The organism is Parafrankia elaeagni (genome assembly GCF_000374165.1).
Classification (GTDB): Bacteria; Actinomycetota; Actinomycetes; order Frankiales; family Frankiaceae; genus Parafrankia; species Parafrankia elaeagni.
This window is the reverse complement of record NZ_KB893778.1, coordinates 1-16,719: the sequence shown is the minus strand read 5'-3', so window position 1 is coordinate 16,719 and position 16,719 is coordinate 1. Positions and strand designations below refer to the sequence as shown.

Annotated in this window: 14 protein-coding genes and 6 pseudogenes; 10 read left to right on the top strand and 10 right to left on the bottom strand. The window is 69.0% G+C overall.

Features of this window, described 5'->3' with window-relative positions; translation table 11 throughout:
* The 4 genes and pseudogenes from B207_RS36255 to B207_RS36250 all read left to right on the top strand — a co-directional run.
* Window positions 1–420: pseudogene (locus tag B207_RS36255) on the top strand (IS1380 family transposase); the annotation flags it as partial.
* A gap of 256 nt (window positions 421–676) precedes the next feature.
* On the top strand, window positions 677–961 hold the full coding sequence (locus tag B207_RS0129095) for a hypothetical protein (protein ID WP_230205306.1): 285 nt from the start codon (window positions 677–679) through the stop codon (window positions 959–961).
* Window positions 958–1,140, top strand: a pseudogene (locus B207_RS42675) (PIN domain-containing protein); the annotation flags it as partial. The gene B207_RS0129095 and the pseudogene B207_RS42675, both read left to right, overlap by 4 nt.
* Window positions 1,141–1,168: 28 nt before the next feature.
* A complete protein-coding gene (locus B207_RS36250) occupies window positions 1,169–1,369 on the top strand; it encodes a PIN domain-containing protein (protein WP_230205305.1) in 201 nt (66 codons plus the stop codon).
* A 158-nt stretch (window positions 1,370–1,527) separates the two neighbouring features.
* Here the strand turns inward: B207_RS36250 and B207_RS0129085 are convergent, their stop codons facing one another.
* Window positions 1,528–1,749, bottom strand: a complete 222-nt coding sequence (locus B207_RS0129085) for a type II toxin-antitoxin system HicA family toxin (protein WP_268258231.1) — start codon at window positions 1,747–1,749, stop codon at window positions 1,528–1,530.
* Between the two features lie 1,172 nt (window positions 1,750–2,921).
* On the opposite strand from B207_RS0129085, the pseudogene B207_RS43230 reads away from it, so the two are divergent.
* Window positions 2,922–3,458: pseudogene (locus tag B207_RS43230) on the top strand (IS1380 family transposase); the annotation flags it as partial.
* Window positions 3,459–3,878: 420 nt separating this feature from the next.
* Here the strand turns inward: B207_RS43230 and B207_RS0129070 are convergent.
* The 5 genes from B207_RS0129070 to B207_RS39255 form a co-directional block, all read right to left on the bottom strand.
* Window positions 3,879–4,208, bottom strand: a complete 330-nt coding sequence (locus tag B207_RS0129070; RefSeq protein WP_018640214.1) for a HepT-like ribonuclease domain-containing protein — start codon at window positions 4,206–4,208, stop codon at window positions 3,879–3,881.
* On the bottom strand, window positions 4,205–4,522 hold the full coding sequence (locus B207_RS0129065) for a nucleotidyltransferase family protein (protein WP_230205303.1): 318 nt from the start codon (window positions 4,520–4,522) through the stop codon (window positions 4,205–4,207). The genes B207_RS0129070 and B207_RS0129065 overlap by 4 nt, the downstream gene beginning before the upstream one ends.
* A 309-nt stretch (window positions 4,523–4,831) precedes the next feature.
* Window positions 4,832–5,005 carry a site-specific integrase gene (locus B207_RS40325; RefSeq protein ID WP_018640212.1) on the bottom strand — a complete coding sequence of 58 codons (174 nt, stop codon included), beginning with the start codon at window positions 5,003–5,005 and terminating at the stop codon, window positions 4,832–4,834.
* Window positions 5,002–5,856 (bottom strand): hypothetical protein, encoded by an 855-nt coding sequence (locus tag B207_RS0129055; protein WP_018640211.1) that lies wholly within the window; start codon window positions 5,854–5,856, stop codon window positions 5,002–5,004. The genes B207_RS40325 and B207_RS0129055 overlap by 4 nt, the downstream gene beginning before the upstream one ends.
* Before the next feature lie 144 nt (window positions 5,857–6,000).
* Entirely contained in the window at window positions 6,001–6,726 is a 726-nt protein-coding gene (locus B207_RS39255) for a DM13 domain-containing protein (protein WP_018640210.1), read from the bottom strand.
* A gap of 286 nt (window positions 6,727–7,012) precedes the next feature.
* On the opposite strand from B207_RS39255, the gene B207_RS0129045 reads away from it, so the two are divergent.
* Both B207_RS0129045 and B207_RS0129040 read left to right on the top strand, forming a co-directional pair.
* Window positions 7,013–7,648 carry an RNA polymerase sigma factor gene (locus tag B207_RS0129045; protein ID WP_018640209.1) on the top strand — a complete coding sequence of 212 codons (636 nt, stop codon included), beginning with the start codon at window positions 7,013–7,015 and terminating at the stop codon, window positions 7,646–7,648.
* 14 nt (window positions 7,649–7,662) lie between these two features.
* On the top strand, window positions 7,663–7,908 hold the full coding sequence (locus tag B207_RS0129040) for an anti-sigma factor family protein (RefSeq protein WP_026311560.1): 246 nt from the start codon (window positions 7,663–7,665) through the stop codon (window positions 7,906–7,908).
* 118 nt (window positions 7,909–8,026) lie between these two features.
* On the opposite strand, the gene B207_RS0129035 is transcribed toward B207_RS0129040, so the two are convergent.
* From B207_RS0129035 to B207_RS0129015, 4 genes are all read right to left on the bottom strand, one after another.
* Complete coding sequence (locus B207_RS0129035) at window positions 8,027–8,980, bottom strand: arabinan endo-1,5-alpha-L-arabinosidase (RefSeq protein WP_018640207.1); 954 nt, start codon at window positions 8,978–8,980, stop codon at window positions 8,027–8,029.
* 208 nt (window positions 8,981–9,188) lie between these two features.
* Window positions 9,189–11,096, bottom strand: a complete 1,908-nt coding sequence (locus B207_RS0129030; protein WP_018640206.1) for an RICIN domain-containing protein — start codon at window positions 11,094–11,096, stop codon at window positions 9,189–9,191.
* Window positions 11,097–11,251: 155 nt separating this feature from the next.
* Window positions 11,252–12,451 carry a pectate lyase gene (locus tag B207_RS0129025; protein WP_018640205.1) on the bottom strand — a complete coding sequence of 400 codons (1,200 nt, stop codon included), beginning with the start codon at window positions 12,449–12,451 and terminating at the stop codon, window positions 11,252–11,254.
* A 378-nt stretch (window positions 12,452–12,829) separates the two neighbouring features.
* Window positions 12,830–14,677, bottom strand: coding sequence for a DUF2207 domain-containing protein (locus tag B207_RS0129015; RefSeq protein WP_230205302.1), 1,848 nt, complete (start codon window positions 14,675–14,677; stop codon window positions 12,830–12,832).
* A 141-nt stretch (window positions 14,678–14,818) separates the two neighbouring features.
* Here B207_RS0129015 and B207_RS39250 point away from each other — a divergent pair.
* From B207_RS39250 to B207_RS40320, 3 pseudogenes are all read left to right on the top strand, one after another.
* Window positions 14,819–15,025, top strand: a pseudogene (locus B207_RS39250) (IS4 family transposase); the annotation flags it as partial.
* A gap of 482 nt (window positions 15,026–15,507) precedes the next feature.
* Window positions 15,508–16,326, top strand: a pseudogene (locus B207_RS39245) (IS5 family transposase).
* A gap of 251 nt (window positions 16,327–16,577) precedes the next feature.
* Window positions 16,578–16,719 (top strand): annotated as a pseudogene (locus B207_RS40320) (IS5/IS1182 family transposase); the annotation flags it as partial.

Here is a 16,719-nt window from a genome sequence, read left to right as displayed (position 1 = left end):
CAGGGGCAGCTGTTCCCGGCCTGGCGCTACCACGCCGTGTTCACCGACAGCCCGTTCACGCTGGCCCAGACCGAGGCCCAGCACCGCGACCACGCGATTATCGAGCAGGTCAACGCCGACCTGATCAACGGGCCGCTCGCCCACCTNCCGTCGGGGGTGTTCACCGCCAACGCCGCCTGGCTCNCCCTGGCAGCACTCACCCACAACCTGCTGCGCGCCGCCGGCACCCTGGCCTCACCGTTCCACGCCCGCGCCCGCGGAGCCACCCTGCGCGCCCACCTGATCAACATTCCCGCCCGGCTCGCCCGCCACGGCCGCGGACAGATCACCCTGCACCTGCCCGCCGGCTGGCACGCCGAGAACGCCCTGACCGGACTGTTCACCGCCGTCCACGCGCCCCCACCCGCCCGCGCCGGCTGACAGCCACACCCGCCACGCCCACGCACCAGGTCAGCACCACCCCACCCCCGACCCCGTCCCAGGACCCCGGCATCCCGCCGAACCGTGAGCGGCCGGCCAGCCACACCCACAAACAACTACCCACAGTTAACTATCGTTACGGATCGGCTGGAATGGCGCAGGAACCCGATCGGTGCATCCAGGCTCAGGCGGTCTTGCATCGACGGAACCATCGGGGCCCCACCCAGAGCGAGAAGATCGATGGAGGGTGAAGCGGGTGAACCAAAGTTACGATGTCGCCATGACGGAGATGCCGCTCCCCCCCGACGACCAACTTGCCGAGGTCGTCCGAGAGGCTGCCGCGTCTGGTCAGGTCGTCTACCTGACGGACAAGGGCCGGCGGCTGGCCGCGATCGTACCGGCAGGTCTCGCCGAACTCCTCGAACGGGGTGAGACGACCAACGGTCGGCGGGTGCTCGGCGCTCGGGGCGCCGGCCGCAGCGGCCGGCAGGACATCTCCGAACGCATGGAGGAGATTCTCGCCAACGAGGTGGCGTCATAGCCCTCGTAATCGACGCCGGTCCGCTCTACGCGTACGTCGACGCCGATGACCAACATCACGAGGCCTGCGCGGACCTGCTGGAGATCCCCCCCGGACCACTGATCGTTCCCACCCTTGTGATCACCGAGGTGGTCTACCTACTCGGTGCCCGGCTCGGCACCCAGGCTGAACTACGTTTCCTCGCAGACCTGGCCTCCGGGGCGTTCGATGTCGAGACCGTCCACCCGACCGACCGACTGGCTGCGGATCGCGGACCTGGTCAACCAGTACCGCAGCCTGCCCCTGGGCACCGTGGACGCATCGGTGATCGCCTGCGCCGAACGACTCGGTGTCGACGAGGTCGCCACCGTCGACCGCCGACACTTCACCGTCGTCAAAGCCAATCGGACGCTCACCCTCCTGCCTTAGTCGATCATCGATATGTGCCTCTCCCGCGGGACGCTCCTCCCGCGGGTTACCCGCAGTCTGGTGCCCTCGCAGGCACTAGCCACTACCGGCACAGCATGGCCCAGATCCAGTACCGAGGAATTGTCAGAACTGTGGACCGTGTGGCGGACCGATAGAGCTCAGCTGAGCCGGTAGCGACCATTGGTGATCCCGCGTAGCAACGTCCCAAGCTCCTCCGCGTCGATGCCCGCCTGACGGAGGACCGAGGCGAGGGTGCCCGTCGCCAGCTCCCGACGAAGTGGGACGATCACGACCCGGGCGTTCTCCTTATGCCTCAGCTTGCAGTGCGAGCCACGCGTGGCGACCTCCTCGAAGCCGACACGCCCCAAAGCCTTCACCACCTTCGCCCCGGAGACCCGAGGCAGCGCGGGCGTCACGCCGAGAGGCGGATGTCCAGCTGGGCAACGATGGGACCGTCCGCAGCGGTCACAGGGAACGGCTGGTCCTCGAAGTACAGCTCCAGCGCCTCACGAAGATTCGCCAGCGACTCCTCGACACTGGGGAGTCGCGAGTTTCCGAAGGTTACCGAGAAAAGCCCGCCCACGCCGACGGACGCGCCGTTGGACTCTCCACCAGCGGTGATTCGGATGGATTCGGATGAATTCGGGCGAGCCGCCCTTACACCGGACGGTATCCGCCACCCTCAGCGGATTTTTTGTTGTGCCCGCAGTCGCCGGTGCGATGGGAACAACCGCCAGCGTCGCGCCCACCCCGACCATCAGGCCCAGGGCCCTGATTCTCGAAATTCCTCGCAAGACGCACATCCAACGCACGCATCGAACAGATGGCGGCGCGGAGCTCGGTACACCCGGCACACAATTTTTTCACGTAACGTGATTATTCAAACATCCTGAGTCACCGAAGGATCTGTCGGTGCAGGCCCGCGGGCGCCTCACCGGCGCGCCAGCCGGGCCTGCCCACCAGCCCCGCGTCCGACAGGGCCGCCGACGGGGTGCTTCTCGTCGCCGAACCCACCGGCGTTCGCCCCCAAGGGGGCCGCGCGATCCCAGCCCCGCATCCGGGTGGCCAGCCCCACCATCCAATGATATCAATGCATGTTTTTATGAAAATTGCCACTGCGCAGGCACCATTTTCACCCGAGGGTACGAACGTTGCGATACGCCAGGCAGTTCACCGCACCGTAGACGGATCAACCACTGCGCCGAACTGGCACGAACGGGTAGTGCGCCACCAACGGGCTACCGGTGACCTCACGGACAAGAGCGAAACAAGCAGATGGGAGGATGCGCGAACAGACCGAGAGGAGAAAACATGCTGGACCAGGCCGGGCCTGACGACACGACCAGCACGGTTGAACACCAAACCACGACGTTGACGGCATCACGCGGCCCCGTGGTACGCCGGCCACCGAGGCCTGGCGCACCCGTCGCCACCCCACCCGGCGCGCCCACCCCACCCGGCGCGCCCACCTCACCGGTCGCTCTCCCCACCAGAGGCCCCGCAATCCCCACGCAGGCTTCCCCCACCGACACCGACACCGACTACGGCGCCNTCAGACGCCCAGATCGCCGAGACCAGCTACACCGCGTTCGGTCACACCGGCCAGCCGGTCACCGCCCGCCTCATCGTCCGCAGGGTCAAAGCACTCCACCGGGAGACGAACCCCGCCCAGGGGCAGCTGTTCCCGGCCTGGCGCTACCACGCCGTGTTCACCGACAGCCCGTTCACGCTGGCCCAGACCGAGGCCCAGCACCGCGACCACGCGATTATCGAGCAGGTCAACGCCGACCTGATCAACGGGCCGCTCGCCCACCTNCCGTCGGGGGTGTTCACCGCCAACGCCGCCTGGCTCNCCCTGGCAGCACTCACCCACAACCTGCTGCGCGCCGCCGGCACCCTGGCCTCACCGTTCCACGCCCGCGCCCGCGGAGCCACCCTGCGCGCCCACCTGATCAACATTCCCGCCCGGCTCGCCCGCCACGGCCGCGGACAGATCACCCTGCACCTGCCCGCCGGCTGGCACGCCGAGAACGCCCTGACCGGACTGTTCACCGCCGTCCACGCGCCCCCACCCGCCCGCGCCGGCTGACAGCCACACCCGCCACGCCCACGCACCAGGTCAGCACCACCCCACCCCCGACCCCGTCCCAGGACCCCGGCATCCCGCCGAACCGTGAGCGGCCGGCCAGCCACACCCACAAACAACTACCCACAGTTAACTATCGTTACGGATCGGCTGGAATGGCGCAGGAACCCGATCGGTGCATCCAGGCTCAGGGCGCCCGCCGCCGACGCGACCGCCTCAACGTAACTGTGAGTTTATGGTGCGTGCCCCTTTCGCAAGATCGACGATCTCGATTCAATCGAGATCATCCGTATTCGTCTCGCATTTCGCGAACAACCATGAGCGCATTTGGCGTGCTCCTTGGCGGCCGTTCACTGTGTCGGGTTTGGGGTCAGATCCGAGAAATGTGGCGAGGATTTGGCTGCCGGAGAAGCTTCGCCTGGGTCAGCCGTTCAGCCAGGATTTGACGGTGATGGAAAGCCCGGGGATCTCGACGGTGACCGCGGTCCACAACAGGTTCGTGTCCACGGAGAAGTAGCCGTGTACGAGGTGGTTGCGCATGCCGGTGATCGCGCCCCAGGGTACCTCGGGGTGCTCTGCGTGGAAGGAGTCCGACAGTCGTGCTGCGGCTTCTCCGATGATTCCTACCCATCTGATCAAGGCGGCGGACAGAACAACGTTTTGGTCGAGTTCCGCGTGAGAGGTGGGGAGATGTGCGCTGATCAGCTCCGCATGCTCGACGATGTCGCGGAGGCGCTCATCGTCCGATCTCACAGGGCGACAGCCTCGGCCAGGACCCGTGGACGGAGCCGAGGGCGTAGCCCGGCGACCGTCGTGACGTCGACGTGGACGTTGAGTGTCGCTTCGGTGTCGCTGATGAAGCCGCCGAGGTCAAACAGGCCTCGTCCTGGAGCGAGATCGACAAGGAGGTCGACATCGCTCGCGTTGTCTGCTTCGGCGCGGGCGACGGAGCCGAAGACACGGATGTTGCTCACGCCGTAGCGTCGCGCGATCGCGTAGACGTCCGCGCGACGACGACGCAGTTCGCTCATCGTCACCACCCGGCGACGATCGGAGTCTGGCGTCATGACGGCCTCCTCCACGCGGAGTACAGCCCACTGGCGCGGGCCGCGAGGTCGCCCCTACCACTGGACAGGGTGGCAACGGAGTCCGGCAACGGCCGTTCGTCGCTTCCGCCCTCGGTTGGTGTGCGCTCTTGCGGAAGCGCCAGGGCCGGTGCCACCTGGGATTCGGGAAGCCGGTCGATGAGCCGGTGCAACTCGTCTCGCAAGGTGCTCACGGAGCACAGGATACGGCCGTGGGTGGCCGTCGACCCAGGAGATCCACTGGTGTGACCACTTTGTGCTCTTGGTGGAAGGGCGGGATGCCACGGTAGATCACGAAACCGTAAGCATGGCCGGGATCGCTTCCAGGTCGACCGCGTCCCATGGCAGCCCCAGGGCCTCACCCTGCCGAAGGCCGAGTGCCGGGGCGACGGACCATCGGGCCGCGTTGCGCTGGCCCTTCGCCGCGTCGAGGACGGCCCGCGCGTCCGAGGCCGTCGAGCTCAAGGTCCGGCGCGCCTGTTCGCCGCGGCGTCGAGGAGATCGGCCACCGTCCGCCGCGGCGCGCCGGAGGCGACGGGCGCGGTCTCCGCTCCGAACCGGCGCAGCAGCTCGCCGCGGACGGCCGCCGGGCTGCCGGTGACGACGCGCCGCAGCAGCCGGTCCTTCTCCGCCGCGGGCAGGCCCGTGACCCAGGCCTCCAGGCGCTCGGAGTCACCCGGCGCCCGGTCGAGCGACGGGCTCGCCTCGGCCGCGACCGCGAGCAGGTCGTCGTCGACGCGCAGGAAGGCGGCCAGCTCGCGCTGCGGCGCGGTGAGGCTGCCCAGCCCGGCGGGGACGGGCGGTTCGAGGTCGCCGTCCGCGTCGTCGTCGAAGGCGTCCTCGTCGCGTTCCCAGGTTCCGTACGCCGCCAGCCAGGCCAGGTACAGCGCCCGGTGGTCGCCGGCGGCGAGCTCGTCACGGAGGCCGACGAAGGGCGCCAACGACCGTTCCGTCGTGAGCTCCTCGCTACCGGACTCGTCTTCGCTCGACAGGTCGAGGATCAGGTGCTCGTCCGTCGTCCAGGCGGTGGCGTGCTCGTCGACGCAGTACGGCTCCACCGCCTCCAGGGGCAGCAGCTTGGTTGGCAGCCTGAGCATCAACCGCCGCGAGCCCCAGTTCGCGTAGTACAGATGGGCGTCGTAGTGAAGCTCGATCAGTTCGTCTGGGCGGCCGCGGAAGTCGCCCCAGTGGTATTCGTTGACGAAGCTGGTCGCGGTGATCGTGGCCCGGCTCGACAGCTCGCGCACCTCGTCCTGCGCGTCGGCGTCGAGCGGTTCGTCAACGGCGAGGAACTCGTAGTACTGGTACTCGCTCAACGTGCACCTCGCCGGCCGGTGGTGGGGAACGGCGTCGCCCGGAAGCCCGAGTCGTCGCCAAGGTGGAGAACAGTCCGCTTGGAGGAAGGTTTACCACGGCCGCCGCCGCTCGGTGGCGGCCGTGTCCGTCAGGGTAGAGGTGGGTCAGGCGATGGTGGCGGCGGCGATCGGCACCCCGAAGGCTCTGCACCAGATCAGCACGGTGAACGGGCGGTCCGCGGCGATGGAGGCGGCATCGCCCGCTGGCACCGGGTAGTTCTGCGCGCCGCGATTGCCGCGGAGCGCGCCGAGCCTGGTCCCGCCGTCAGGGCTGGTCGCGTCGGCTCGGCCGACCAGATAGACGTGGTAGTCGGGGCCGGCCTCGACGTCGAGCGCCTCGAACCGCACCAGGAACGACTCGTCGCCGGCGGGCGCCGAACCGGTGGTGAGGAGCAGCACGGTACCGGTGGCCTGGTGGTCGATACCGCGCAGGGACGACGTCACAGCCCCGGCCGGCTCCCGCGGCGGAGCCGGGACAGCGGTGCTGCCGGCCGGCCCCGAGGCCGCCGCTGGCACTGCTGTGGGAAACGGGTCCGTCACCGTGACGTTGCGGAAGGAAGGAACGACAGCCAGCACCAGCGCGACGGCTACGGGTATGGCCTGGACGAGACCGGTGATCCAGGGCCCCTGCCGCAGCCGCGGGAGCAGCAGCCCGAATCCTACCGTGAGCAGGCCGACGACCAGGCCGAAGCCGAGGGCCCGAGGGCTGCCCAGCATCGAGCGGGCGACACCTGGCTTCCAGGCGAAGAACACTGCCGTCCCGAGCGCCGCTACCGCGGGTACGACCAGCGACGAGGAGGGCGGGCGGAAGTTACGTCGAACCGTGGTCATGCCGGTGCAGTCCTCCGGGCCCCGCCGACCGTTACAGTCGTCCGCCTGACACCCGACGGGCCGAGGACGCTGCTCCCGATACTCCCCGGCCGCCCGGCCGCCGGGCGGGCCGGCTCGGCTCGGCCCGGCCCGGCCCGGCGGACGGGTACGGCGACGCGGCCCCGCACTCATCCGGTGAAGGGCACCAGGGAAAGGGTTGTGGCCGGTGCCGGTCTCGCCTAGTTTCCGGTTCGTGGATGTTCGACGGAGCGCGCCGGTCAGGTTGGCTCCGGGGGTGGCTCCGAGCGTGGCTCCGTGTGGCGAGGACGCCGGGCTCGTGCGGGCGCTGCGGGGCGGGGACGAGCGGGCGTTCGCGACGCTGGTGGAAAGGATGACGCCGGCCATGCTGGCCGTGGCGGAGGGCTACGTGCCCAGCCGGACGGTGGCCGAGGAGGTCGTACAGGAGACGTGGCTGGCGGTGCTGACCGGGCTGGACCGGTTCGAGGGCCGGTCCAGCCTGCGGACCTGGGTGTTCGGCATTCTGCTCAATGTCGCCAGGAGCCGGGGCGTGCGGGAACGCCGCAGTGTCCCGTTCAGCCGCGCCTTTCCAGCGGATGATGCCGGTCCGACAGTCGATCCGGATCGGTTCCGCCCGCCAGGGCAGGAGTGGCCGGGGCACTGGGCGACCCCGCCTCGGCCCTGGGACCTGCCCGAGTCGGCTCTGTTGTCGCACGAGGTCCGCACCCGGCTGCGGGCGGCGCTGGACGCGCTGCCGCCCCGACAGCGCGCGGTGGTGCACCTGCGGGACGTGCAGGGGCTGGAGGCGGCCGAGGTCTGCGCCTTGCTCGGCATCGAGCCGGGCAACCAGCGAGTGTTGCTGCACCGGGGACGGGCCGGACTCCGGCAGGCGCTGGAGGACTACCTGGATGAGGCGCGACGGTGAACCTCGGCCTGGAGATGGACTGCGATGAGCTGGTAGAGCTCGTGACGGAATACCTCGACGGCGCGCTGGATCCCGCCACCCACCGCCGTTTCACCGAGCATCTCGCGCTGTGCGCCGGCTGCGCCGAGTACGTCGAGCAGATGCGGGAGACGGTCCGGCTGGCCGGCACGCTGGGCGAGGACGACCTTCGGCCGGACCTGCGCGACAAACTGCTCGCGGCGTTCCGTGGCTGGAGGACGGGCACCACGCCTTCCCCCTGACAGCCGCGGGCAATTACTGGGCCGTGGAACGTGGGGGAAGGCGTGACGCGGTTCGCGGCGCGGCACGATTCGGTGCGCGGCCAGCCGACGGATCAGCACTCGGCCAGGTCCTCCGACCTCACCAGACGTTGGGCCAGCCTCCTGACCATCCGATCCGGTTGACGCCCAGGGTCTCCCGGCCACCGGCGCCTGCGTCGTAGTAGTGGTAGACGAGAAGGGATCCGTCGACGTCGCGCAGAACGCTCTGCCCACCTGGCCCGACCACGGCATCGTGGGTGGCCACGATCTCGGTGCCACCGCCGCTGGTCAGGGGAACCCCCGACCTGTCGAGGTACGGGCCGTTCGGGCTCGCCGAACGTCCCACCATGATTCGGTAGGTACTGGACGTACCCCGGCAGCACAGGTCGTGGGAGACGAAGAGGTAGTAGTAGCCGCTCCGGTAGACGATGTACGGCGCTTCCACCGCGTGGGGGGCGGGCGGGCGATGCGCAAGATGGTAACGGGTGGTGTCGGTGGCCAGCTGCCTTCCGCTGGAGGGATCTATGCGGATCATGTAGATCCCGCTCCAGAAGGAACCGAAGGAGAGCCACCAGCGGCCGTCGTTGTCGACGAGCAGCGCCGGGTCGATGGCGTTGAAGGTGCTCGACGTCGTGGAGCTGATGACGATCCCCCGGTCCGTCCAGCTTCCGGGGAGGCCGGTGGTGGATGTCGCGAGCCCGATCGCGGACCTGTTGCTACCGAAGCTGGACGCCGAATAGTAAAGCCAGTACTGCCCGTTCTGATAGGAGACGTCGGGTGCCCACAGATCGCCGGAACTGTTGTAGGAGTACACCCAGGACGGAATCGTCGGGAAGGCTCGTCCCAGGTAGCTGAAGTTCACCCGGTCCGCCGAAGAACGGATCTCAATGCCGTTGTGGGTGGAGTAAAGCAGGTAACCGGACGAGGTCCTGACCATGGACGGGTCGTGCACAGTCACGTTTCCCGTGACGTAGCCCGGCCCCGGATAGGCGGCCCGGGCCGGGGACGCGGGGACGACCGCGGCGCACACCACCACCATGACGGTGACCGCCACCGAGACCGTGACCTGCCACCAGGAACGTGCTGTCGCGCTCTTCCGCCAAGAGGCTAATCGCCCGCGTTGACCGTGTCTCATGTCTGCTCCCTGGAATCTGGAAGAAGCGCGATGGGGGTGGCCTCGGGTGGTGGTATCGCGGGTGGTGGTATCGCGGGGGGAGGGGGCGGAGGACCGCGCGTTCGGCACCCTCCGCGACCTGGCCGGTTCAGACCGGCAGCAGGTGGAACCGTTGGCAGATGTTGTCGAGCCACGCCCACTGCGCGATGTCGCTGCCGTTGGCCAGGCCGCAGTTGGACAGGTCGAGCGCCTTGCCGCTGTGCCGCGCGAGGAGACGGACCGATCCGTCGGCCAGCGGCGCCAGCCGCCACTGGCTGTTGGCGCCGGAGCAGGCGCCCTGGACGACCCCCGCGCCGTCCGCCGTCGACGCACCGCTGACGATCAGGCAGCTGGTGGTGCTGGAACTGGGCGAGATGCGGTAGTAGCCGTTGTCGGTGTGCGTGAAGCTCCACCGCTGGCAACCGCTGCCGAGCCACTCCCACTGCCGCACGTCTGCCCCGGCGGCCGTGGAGCAGTTGGTGACATCCAGAACCTTGCCGCTCTGGGTGCTTGCCACGGCGCTGGTTCCCACCGGCCCCAGGCGCCACTCCTGGCAGGTGTTACCCAGCGAGCTCCACAGCCGCACGTTGGTTCCCGAAGCCGTCCCACAGTTACTGACGTCGAGGACCTTGCCGCTGCTGCGGTTGGTCAGCCGGAACCATCCGTCGGTGGTCGGGGTGAGCTGCCACTGCTGACAGGCGTTGTCCAGCCAGGCCCACTGGCGGACGTCGGTGCCGTCGGCGGTGCCGCAGTCGGCGGCGTCCAGTGCCTTGCCGCTGTGGCTGTTGACGAGGCGGTAGTAGCCGTCCGCCGTGGGGTCGAGCACCCACTGGTTCGCCGTGCCGCCGCACGGGGCCTGGGCGACATTGGCGCCGTCCGCCGTCGACGAGCTCGCCACACCGAGGCACAGCCCGCTGTTGCGGTTGGCCACCTGGTAGGCGGCGCCGCGCACCGCCGTCGTGATCGGGCCGTGCTCGCCGGAGGGAACGGCGAGGGAGGTGGATGTGGAGGCGGGTGAGCCGAAGTTGGGGGTGCCGTCGCTGTTCCAGGTGAACGACTGCGCCCGGGTGGAGCGGGTGCTTCCGCATCCCTGGCCGCTCGTCGCGTTCCCGTGGTAGACGATCCATTCCTGGGTGCCGTCCGGGGAGGTGAAGAAGCCGTTGTGCCCCGGGCCGTAGACCCCGTTCGCGGCCTGGAAGACCGGGCTGGACGCCTTCGTCCACGAACTGGCGTTCAGTGGGTTGGAGCCGGTCAGGGTGAGTCGCCCCAGCCGGTAGTACTGCGTGTTACAGGAACTGGCCGAGTAGATGATGTGCGTCTGGCCGTTGCGTTGCAGGGCCACCGGGGCCTCGTTGGTGTTGCCGCCCTGCTGTTCCCAGCTGTAGGTGGGCTGCGAGATCATGGTGGACGATCCGCTGACCGTCCACGGGTTGCTCATGGGAGCGATGTAGAGATTCTGGTAGGCACCGTTCCAGGCGGAGTACAGCAGGTGGAGGGAACCGCCGACCCGCAGGTAGCTGCCGTCGATTCCCCAGGCGGTGCCCAGCGGCTCACTCCGGAAGGAATACGGGCCCATCGGATCGTCGGCGGCGCTTTCCAACACGACGAGATGCTGGTTGTCCAGGGTGCCCGCCGTCCCGGCCGTGAACATCATGTACCAGCGCCAGCCGTTGGGGCCGTTGAGGCGATGGAACTCGAACGCCCAGAAGTTGCAGCAACGGCTCGGGTTCGTCTCCGACCAGACGTGCACCGGCGCCGCGGTGGCCAGCCCGGCAAGAGTCGGGGACTTGCGCATGACGAGCTGGGAGGTCCAGGTCGTCGTCGCCAGGTAGTAGTTGCCGTTGTGGTACGTAAGCCATGGGTCCGCCCCGTCAGCGAGCAGGGGATTGGTGAACGTCGTCTCCCCGACCGCCCGCGCCTCGGGGCCCGGTAAGGGCAGAAGCAGACAGGCGAGTGTGACGACGACGGCCAGCAGGCCGGCCCGGGCGCTCGACGGCGGACGGCTCCCGGCCCTCATCCGCGTGCATGGCGCTGTAGGTGACATGGACGGGATCCTCCTGCGATCGACAGGGCAAGGGTTCCGGCGGCTGCCGGCCGCGTCGGGGGCCCGCTGGTCGGAGGAGGGAATCCTCCGACCAGCGGGCTCGGTCGTGCCTGATAGCCGCGGAGAACTCAGTCGACGTAGGTGATGTTCGAGCTGCTGTAGCGGCAGTAGGTGCCGTCGGCGCTGCTGCCGTTGGTGCTGGGCTCGTCACCGTCGTCGTTGCCGATGTACTTCTGGCAGACGGTGATGTCGCGGTCATCGTCATTGATGACGGTGACCCCGGAGAAGGTGGCGCTGTCACCGTAGTTGGTGTTGATTCCAGCGATACGGTTGCCGGGAGTGGTCACCCAGATGTTCTCGAAGACGACATGGCGGGTGTACTGGGTGGAGCAGTTCCCGCAGGAGCGGTAGGCGGTACCGAAGTTCTGGAACTGGAAGTTGCGGACGGTCAGGGTACCGGCGCCGTTGTGCTGGAAGACCTTGTCGGAGGCGGCACGAGCGCCGCCGCCGTCGACGAGGAAGGTCGGCGAGCCGCTGCCGCGGAAGGTGGCGGCGTCCTCGCCGACGTCCTCCCACCAGACGTTGCGCAGAGTGCAGGTGCCGGCGCAGTGAATGCCGTCGGCGGCGGGACTACCCAGGATGACGTTCTGGAGGGTCGCACCGTTGGCGAGGCTGAACAGGGGGCCCTGGTCCTCGTCCTGGCTGCCGCTGCCGAGGGAGCCACTCCCGTAGAAGCGCCTCATGCCGCCGTCATAGGTGCCGCTGACCGAGATGGTGCTGGAGACGGACTGGGTGCCGCTGGCGCTCGGCCAGCTCGGCGGGGTTGTGGAGGTTCCGCCCACCCTCACCAGCTGCCATTGCTGGTTGTTGCCGCCCCAGTTGTCGTACTGGAGGACGTCGGCGCCGTTGGCGGTGGACGAGTTCCACACCTCGAGTGCCTTGCCGCTGTTGCGGTTGGTGAGGGTGACGTAGCCGCCGGAGGTGTCAGTCAGCCTCCACTGCTGGTTGGCGCCGTTGAGGTCGGTCCACTGGACCACGGGGGCGAGATTGGCGGTGGACCACTCGTAGACCTCGAGGACCTTGCCGGAATGCCGGGACTTCAGCCGGTAGTAGCCGCTGCCGGAGTTGACGAACTGCCACTGCTGCCAGTATCCGTCGTTGCGGGGCCACTGGGCGATCCGCGCGCCGTCGTTGGTGGCCAGGTCGTAGACGTCCAGCGCCTGGCCGCTGTGGCGGTTGACCAGCACGTACCAGGCATTGGTGTCCAGCGTCACCGCCGATGCGGGCGCCATGTTCACCACCACTGACAGGAATCCGGTCGCGATCATACTCAGCACCGTCGCGATAATCCGTAAGCGCCAACGGCGTCTCTGTGGGGGAGCCGGAGGGGTGGCGCCGGCGAGATTCATCCTTCACTCCCTGGGGGCGATCACGCTCATCGAGCGAGATATCCGATACGAATTGGTGACGATGGATTTCCGGATGGCGAGAGAGGCGACCCACGGGAAGGAAGCCCCACCGTGAATGGATGACATGAGGTACCTGGGCGACGCGACCACTGTCGCCGGCGGTCAACGGGGCAGGAGACCCGACCTACTCGCGACCTACGTTGGGAAAGCGCATTCCCGCGCCGCCAGAGTAGCCTCGTCACCGGTTGTCGTCAACGGGCGCGTTCCGGTCAGCAAGCCCGCGCCGAGCAGGGGCCGTCAGAACGTGGAATTACCCGGTCGCGGAGGGCTCGACGGCCGCGGCGGCGGTGGATCGGCCGAGGGGTCGGCAAGCACCGGCGGAGGTGCGCCGACGGGCGCGCCGAGACGGGCAGCGATGAGCCAGGTCAGGGCGGCGATCGTGGCCCGGTGATCCGTCCTGCGCCGATCGGCGACCAGCGCAAGCGCGATGATGCCCCCGACGTGGACGACGGCGTGATGGCGGCCCGCGACGTCCGCCGTGCCGGGTGGGGGCTGCTGGTGGCGGTGGCGGGACAGCCTGAGCAGGAGGGTGCCTGGCGAGCGGCGGTCTCCCCAGAGGGCGATCCTGATCCTCACGGTCGGCGCGCCCGGGCGGCCGACCACCCACCGCCCCGGCACGCTGTACCTGGCCTTGCCCCCAGGCACCAGCTGCTCCAGCTCGGTGATGGACACCAGCTCGGACGGCAGCACCCAGGCGACCGGTGGTCCGGGAGCGTGTTCGATCACGGTCACCGCCCAGGTGGCCGCACCGCCGCGGCGGGTCAGGCGCACCTGGGCGTGGCGCCTCGGCAGCGGCCCGACCAGGTCGCCGATCGGACGGGCGGCCGTCCGATCGCTGTGGCCGTCATCCAGGGCGACCCACCTCCCGGACGAGTCGGTCCACGAACGCAGCACGTGGCCGACCACGGTCTCGGAACCGTGGTCGGCGCCGTCGTGATGGGCACCGTCGGTGCCGGACGGGACCCGCGGGACCCGCGGGACCCGCGGGACCGGATCAGCCTGAGCGCCGGCCTCGGGGGCTGGCGAGGGCTGGTCGATGGCGACGAACCGGGGTGTGCCGCCGCGGGAGGTCCAGGAGCCCGCGGCGGGGGCGGCGGCGCGGGTGAAGGGAGCGACCGCGGCGGGGGCGCGGCCGAGCGCGGCGGCATACCCGAGCACGATCCCGAAACGGTCGATCTCGTCCGCGGTGGCTGTCGCCAGCGCCGGCTCGGCATCGATCGCTCTGGCCGTCTTCCTCAGTTGTGCGTTGTGGAGCGAGCGGCGCCACCCGTTCGTCCAGGCGAAGAACAGACCGGTCACCACCACGGTCAGCAGGGCCCCGGAGAAGAATCCGAGGAACCATGCCTGAAAGCTGGAGTTGACCGTCTCCTCGGCGCGGACCTCGGGCGGGATCCAGAGGTCCGCCTCAATAAGACCGTTGATGACCGCGTAGGTCAGACCGAACAGGGCGGAGGCGATGCACAGCATCATGATCTGTCGCTGGTACTGCCGCGGCCGGCGCAGCGCGTCGGCCGTGACCAGATCATGCCATTCCTCGGCGCCGGGCTGGGCCTCGGCGAGAAGCGCGTCGGCGGGAAGCGGGCCGGTGGCCGTCTCCGCGGCGATGAGGTCGAGCACGGCGGTCTCGTGCCTGGCCAGCGGTTCGTCGACAGGCTTGGCTGACCGCTGGGCAAGCAGGCCGTGCGGGCCGTGCGGGCCGTCCCGCCAGAGGTGGACGTAGCCCCGGTGGGCCAGGTCCAGGATGGTCGCCCCGACGGCCGGCTCCCAGTACCTGGCCCTCCATTCAGCCCGGCGCCGGGCCAGTTCCGCCTCCAGCAGCTTCTCCCGTTCACGGGCGTCCGAGCCCTCACCGCCATCGGTGTTCATGGAAGGTTCCGGCGGTGCTATCCACGAGGGGGGTGGACCCCAGCGGAGGCGGTACCGGAAAGCGACCCGTAATCGCAGGGCCATCAGTTTCAGCCCCAACGCTAACAGCGCCAGCGCGGGGCCGGCCAGCACAGCATGGCTGACCACCCCGAAGACGCTCCACGAGGAGAACGCCGCATACATGGTGAGGACGATGGCCGGCAGGGGTGGGGCACGCAATGCCGGAAATATGTCGCACCGCCGACAGGCGAAACGGGAGGAACGAGAGGGAATCAGTGGCCGGATATCGCCGGGTTCAGCTCAGGAGACGTCCGAAGTGCTGATCTCGGCGGTGAACCCCTCCACGTGGTCCGCCCGACCGGCGCCTGGCTCGGCTCCCGCAGACTCGTCTCCGTGGACGGTGTCCACCTCGACGCCACGGACACCGCCGAGAACGTCGAGGAGTTCGGCCGTTTCAGTAACAGACCGAAGACCGCCGCCACCAGCGACGAGCGGTCGCTCGCGGCCACGCTGTTCGACGCCTGCGAGCCAGGCGTGCTCCTCACCGCCGACCGCAAGTACCCCGGCCTGTGAGAGCAGGTCCTGCCAGGCCCGGTGGTCCGCCCGTGGGTCGAGCGGCCGCCCGTTCGGCTGGACGAAGACAAGGTCATGTTCGTTGGCCCACTCACCGCCGGCCGCCTGGTGCTCGGCGCGCTGCGCGGATCAGTGGGCCCGCAGGCTGGTTGCCAGGTTCGGCGGGATCACGATCGTCCGCCGACCCGCGCGGCTCTTCGGACGGACGACCACCAGGCCGCCGCCGGTGCGACGAGGGCACCGACGTGCGGTGGCGCAGCTTTTCGGGTCGGTGCAGCCGTGCGCCCAGGGCCGCCGTTGCAGTGCCTGCCGCACAGTCAGCGTGGCCGGGACCGTCTTCAGGTCCACCGCGTCCCAGGGCAGCCCCGGGGCCTCACCCCGCCGGAGGCCGAGTGCCAGGGCGACCGGCCACCGGGCAGCGTTGCGCTGGCCCTTAGAGCGTGTCTTGCGTGGCCGCTCCGGGCACATATCTGATCATGGATGTGTTGGAGAGCAGCCTCGCCGGGCGGCTGGTCCCGGACGAGTTGTGGGAGCTGGTGGAACCGCTGCTACCCCGGTTCGAAAATCGCTGGCAGGGTGGTGGAACTGCCCCGATCGAGGATCGGGCGGTGTTCACCGCGGTGGTCTACGTGCTGACCTCGGGGTGTGCCTGGCGGCATCTGCCGGCCGAGTTCGGGGTGTCGGTGCCCACGGCGCACCGTCGGTTCCAGGCCTGGACCCGGGCGGGTGTCTGGCCCCGGCTGCATCGGAAGATCCTTGATCTGCACGGTGTGGCCGGGCAGGTCGACTGGTCGTCGGTGATCGTGGACGTGGCCAGCCTCCGCGCGAAAAAGGGGAAGCCTGACCGGTCCGAACCCGGTTGATCGCGGCAAACCGGGCTCGAAAATCCATGTCCTGACCGACGCGGACGGGCTGCCGCTGGTCGTGGCGGTCTCCCCGGCGAACCTGCACGACAGCGGGGCCTTCGTCCCGCTGGTGGCCAGTATCCCGGCGATCCGTTCCCGCCGCGGGCCGCGGCGACGCCGGCCGGACAAGCTGCGGGCGGACAAGGCCTACGACCAGCCGGAACTGCGGCGTTTCCTGCGCCGGCGTGGTATCGCGGTGCGTATCGCCCGCCGAGGTGTGGACAGCGTCGAACGCCTTGGTCGGTACCGGTGGAAAGTCGAAAGAACGCTGGCCTGGCTGGGTGGGTACTGCCGGCCGTCCGCTACGAACGCAACGGCCGGAACTTCCTCGGGTTCGTCTGCCTCGCTGCCGCGATCACCTGCTGGAAGAAACTCCCGCACTCGACGTGAGACACGCTCTTACTGGATGTTTACGTAGTCCTGGTGACGATAAATCACCTTTGATGCCGACGGCTTTTGTGTCTTTCGCCCTGTAGGAGCATGTCCGTGCGTCCCGGAACTGCGATCACAGCATCCGTCGAGTGTGGATATGCGGCTCGATGCCCGTCTGGTTCGGCGATGGGCCGGAAACTCCCTCCCGGCCGGGAGACGGTGTTCGCTCCCGCGGTTGAGGGCCCACCGGGCAGGTAGGAGCATCTAACATGAGAAGCCCCCGCAAGCCCTACCCCAGCGACCTGTCCGACGCCCGCTGGGAGCTGATCGCCCCGGCTCTGCACGCCTGGCGGAAGGCCCGGCTCGACCGCCGGCCCACCGGCCAACCCGCCTCCGTCGACCTCCGTGAAG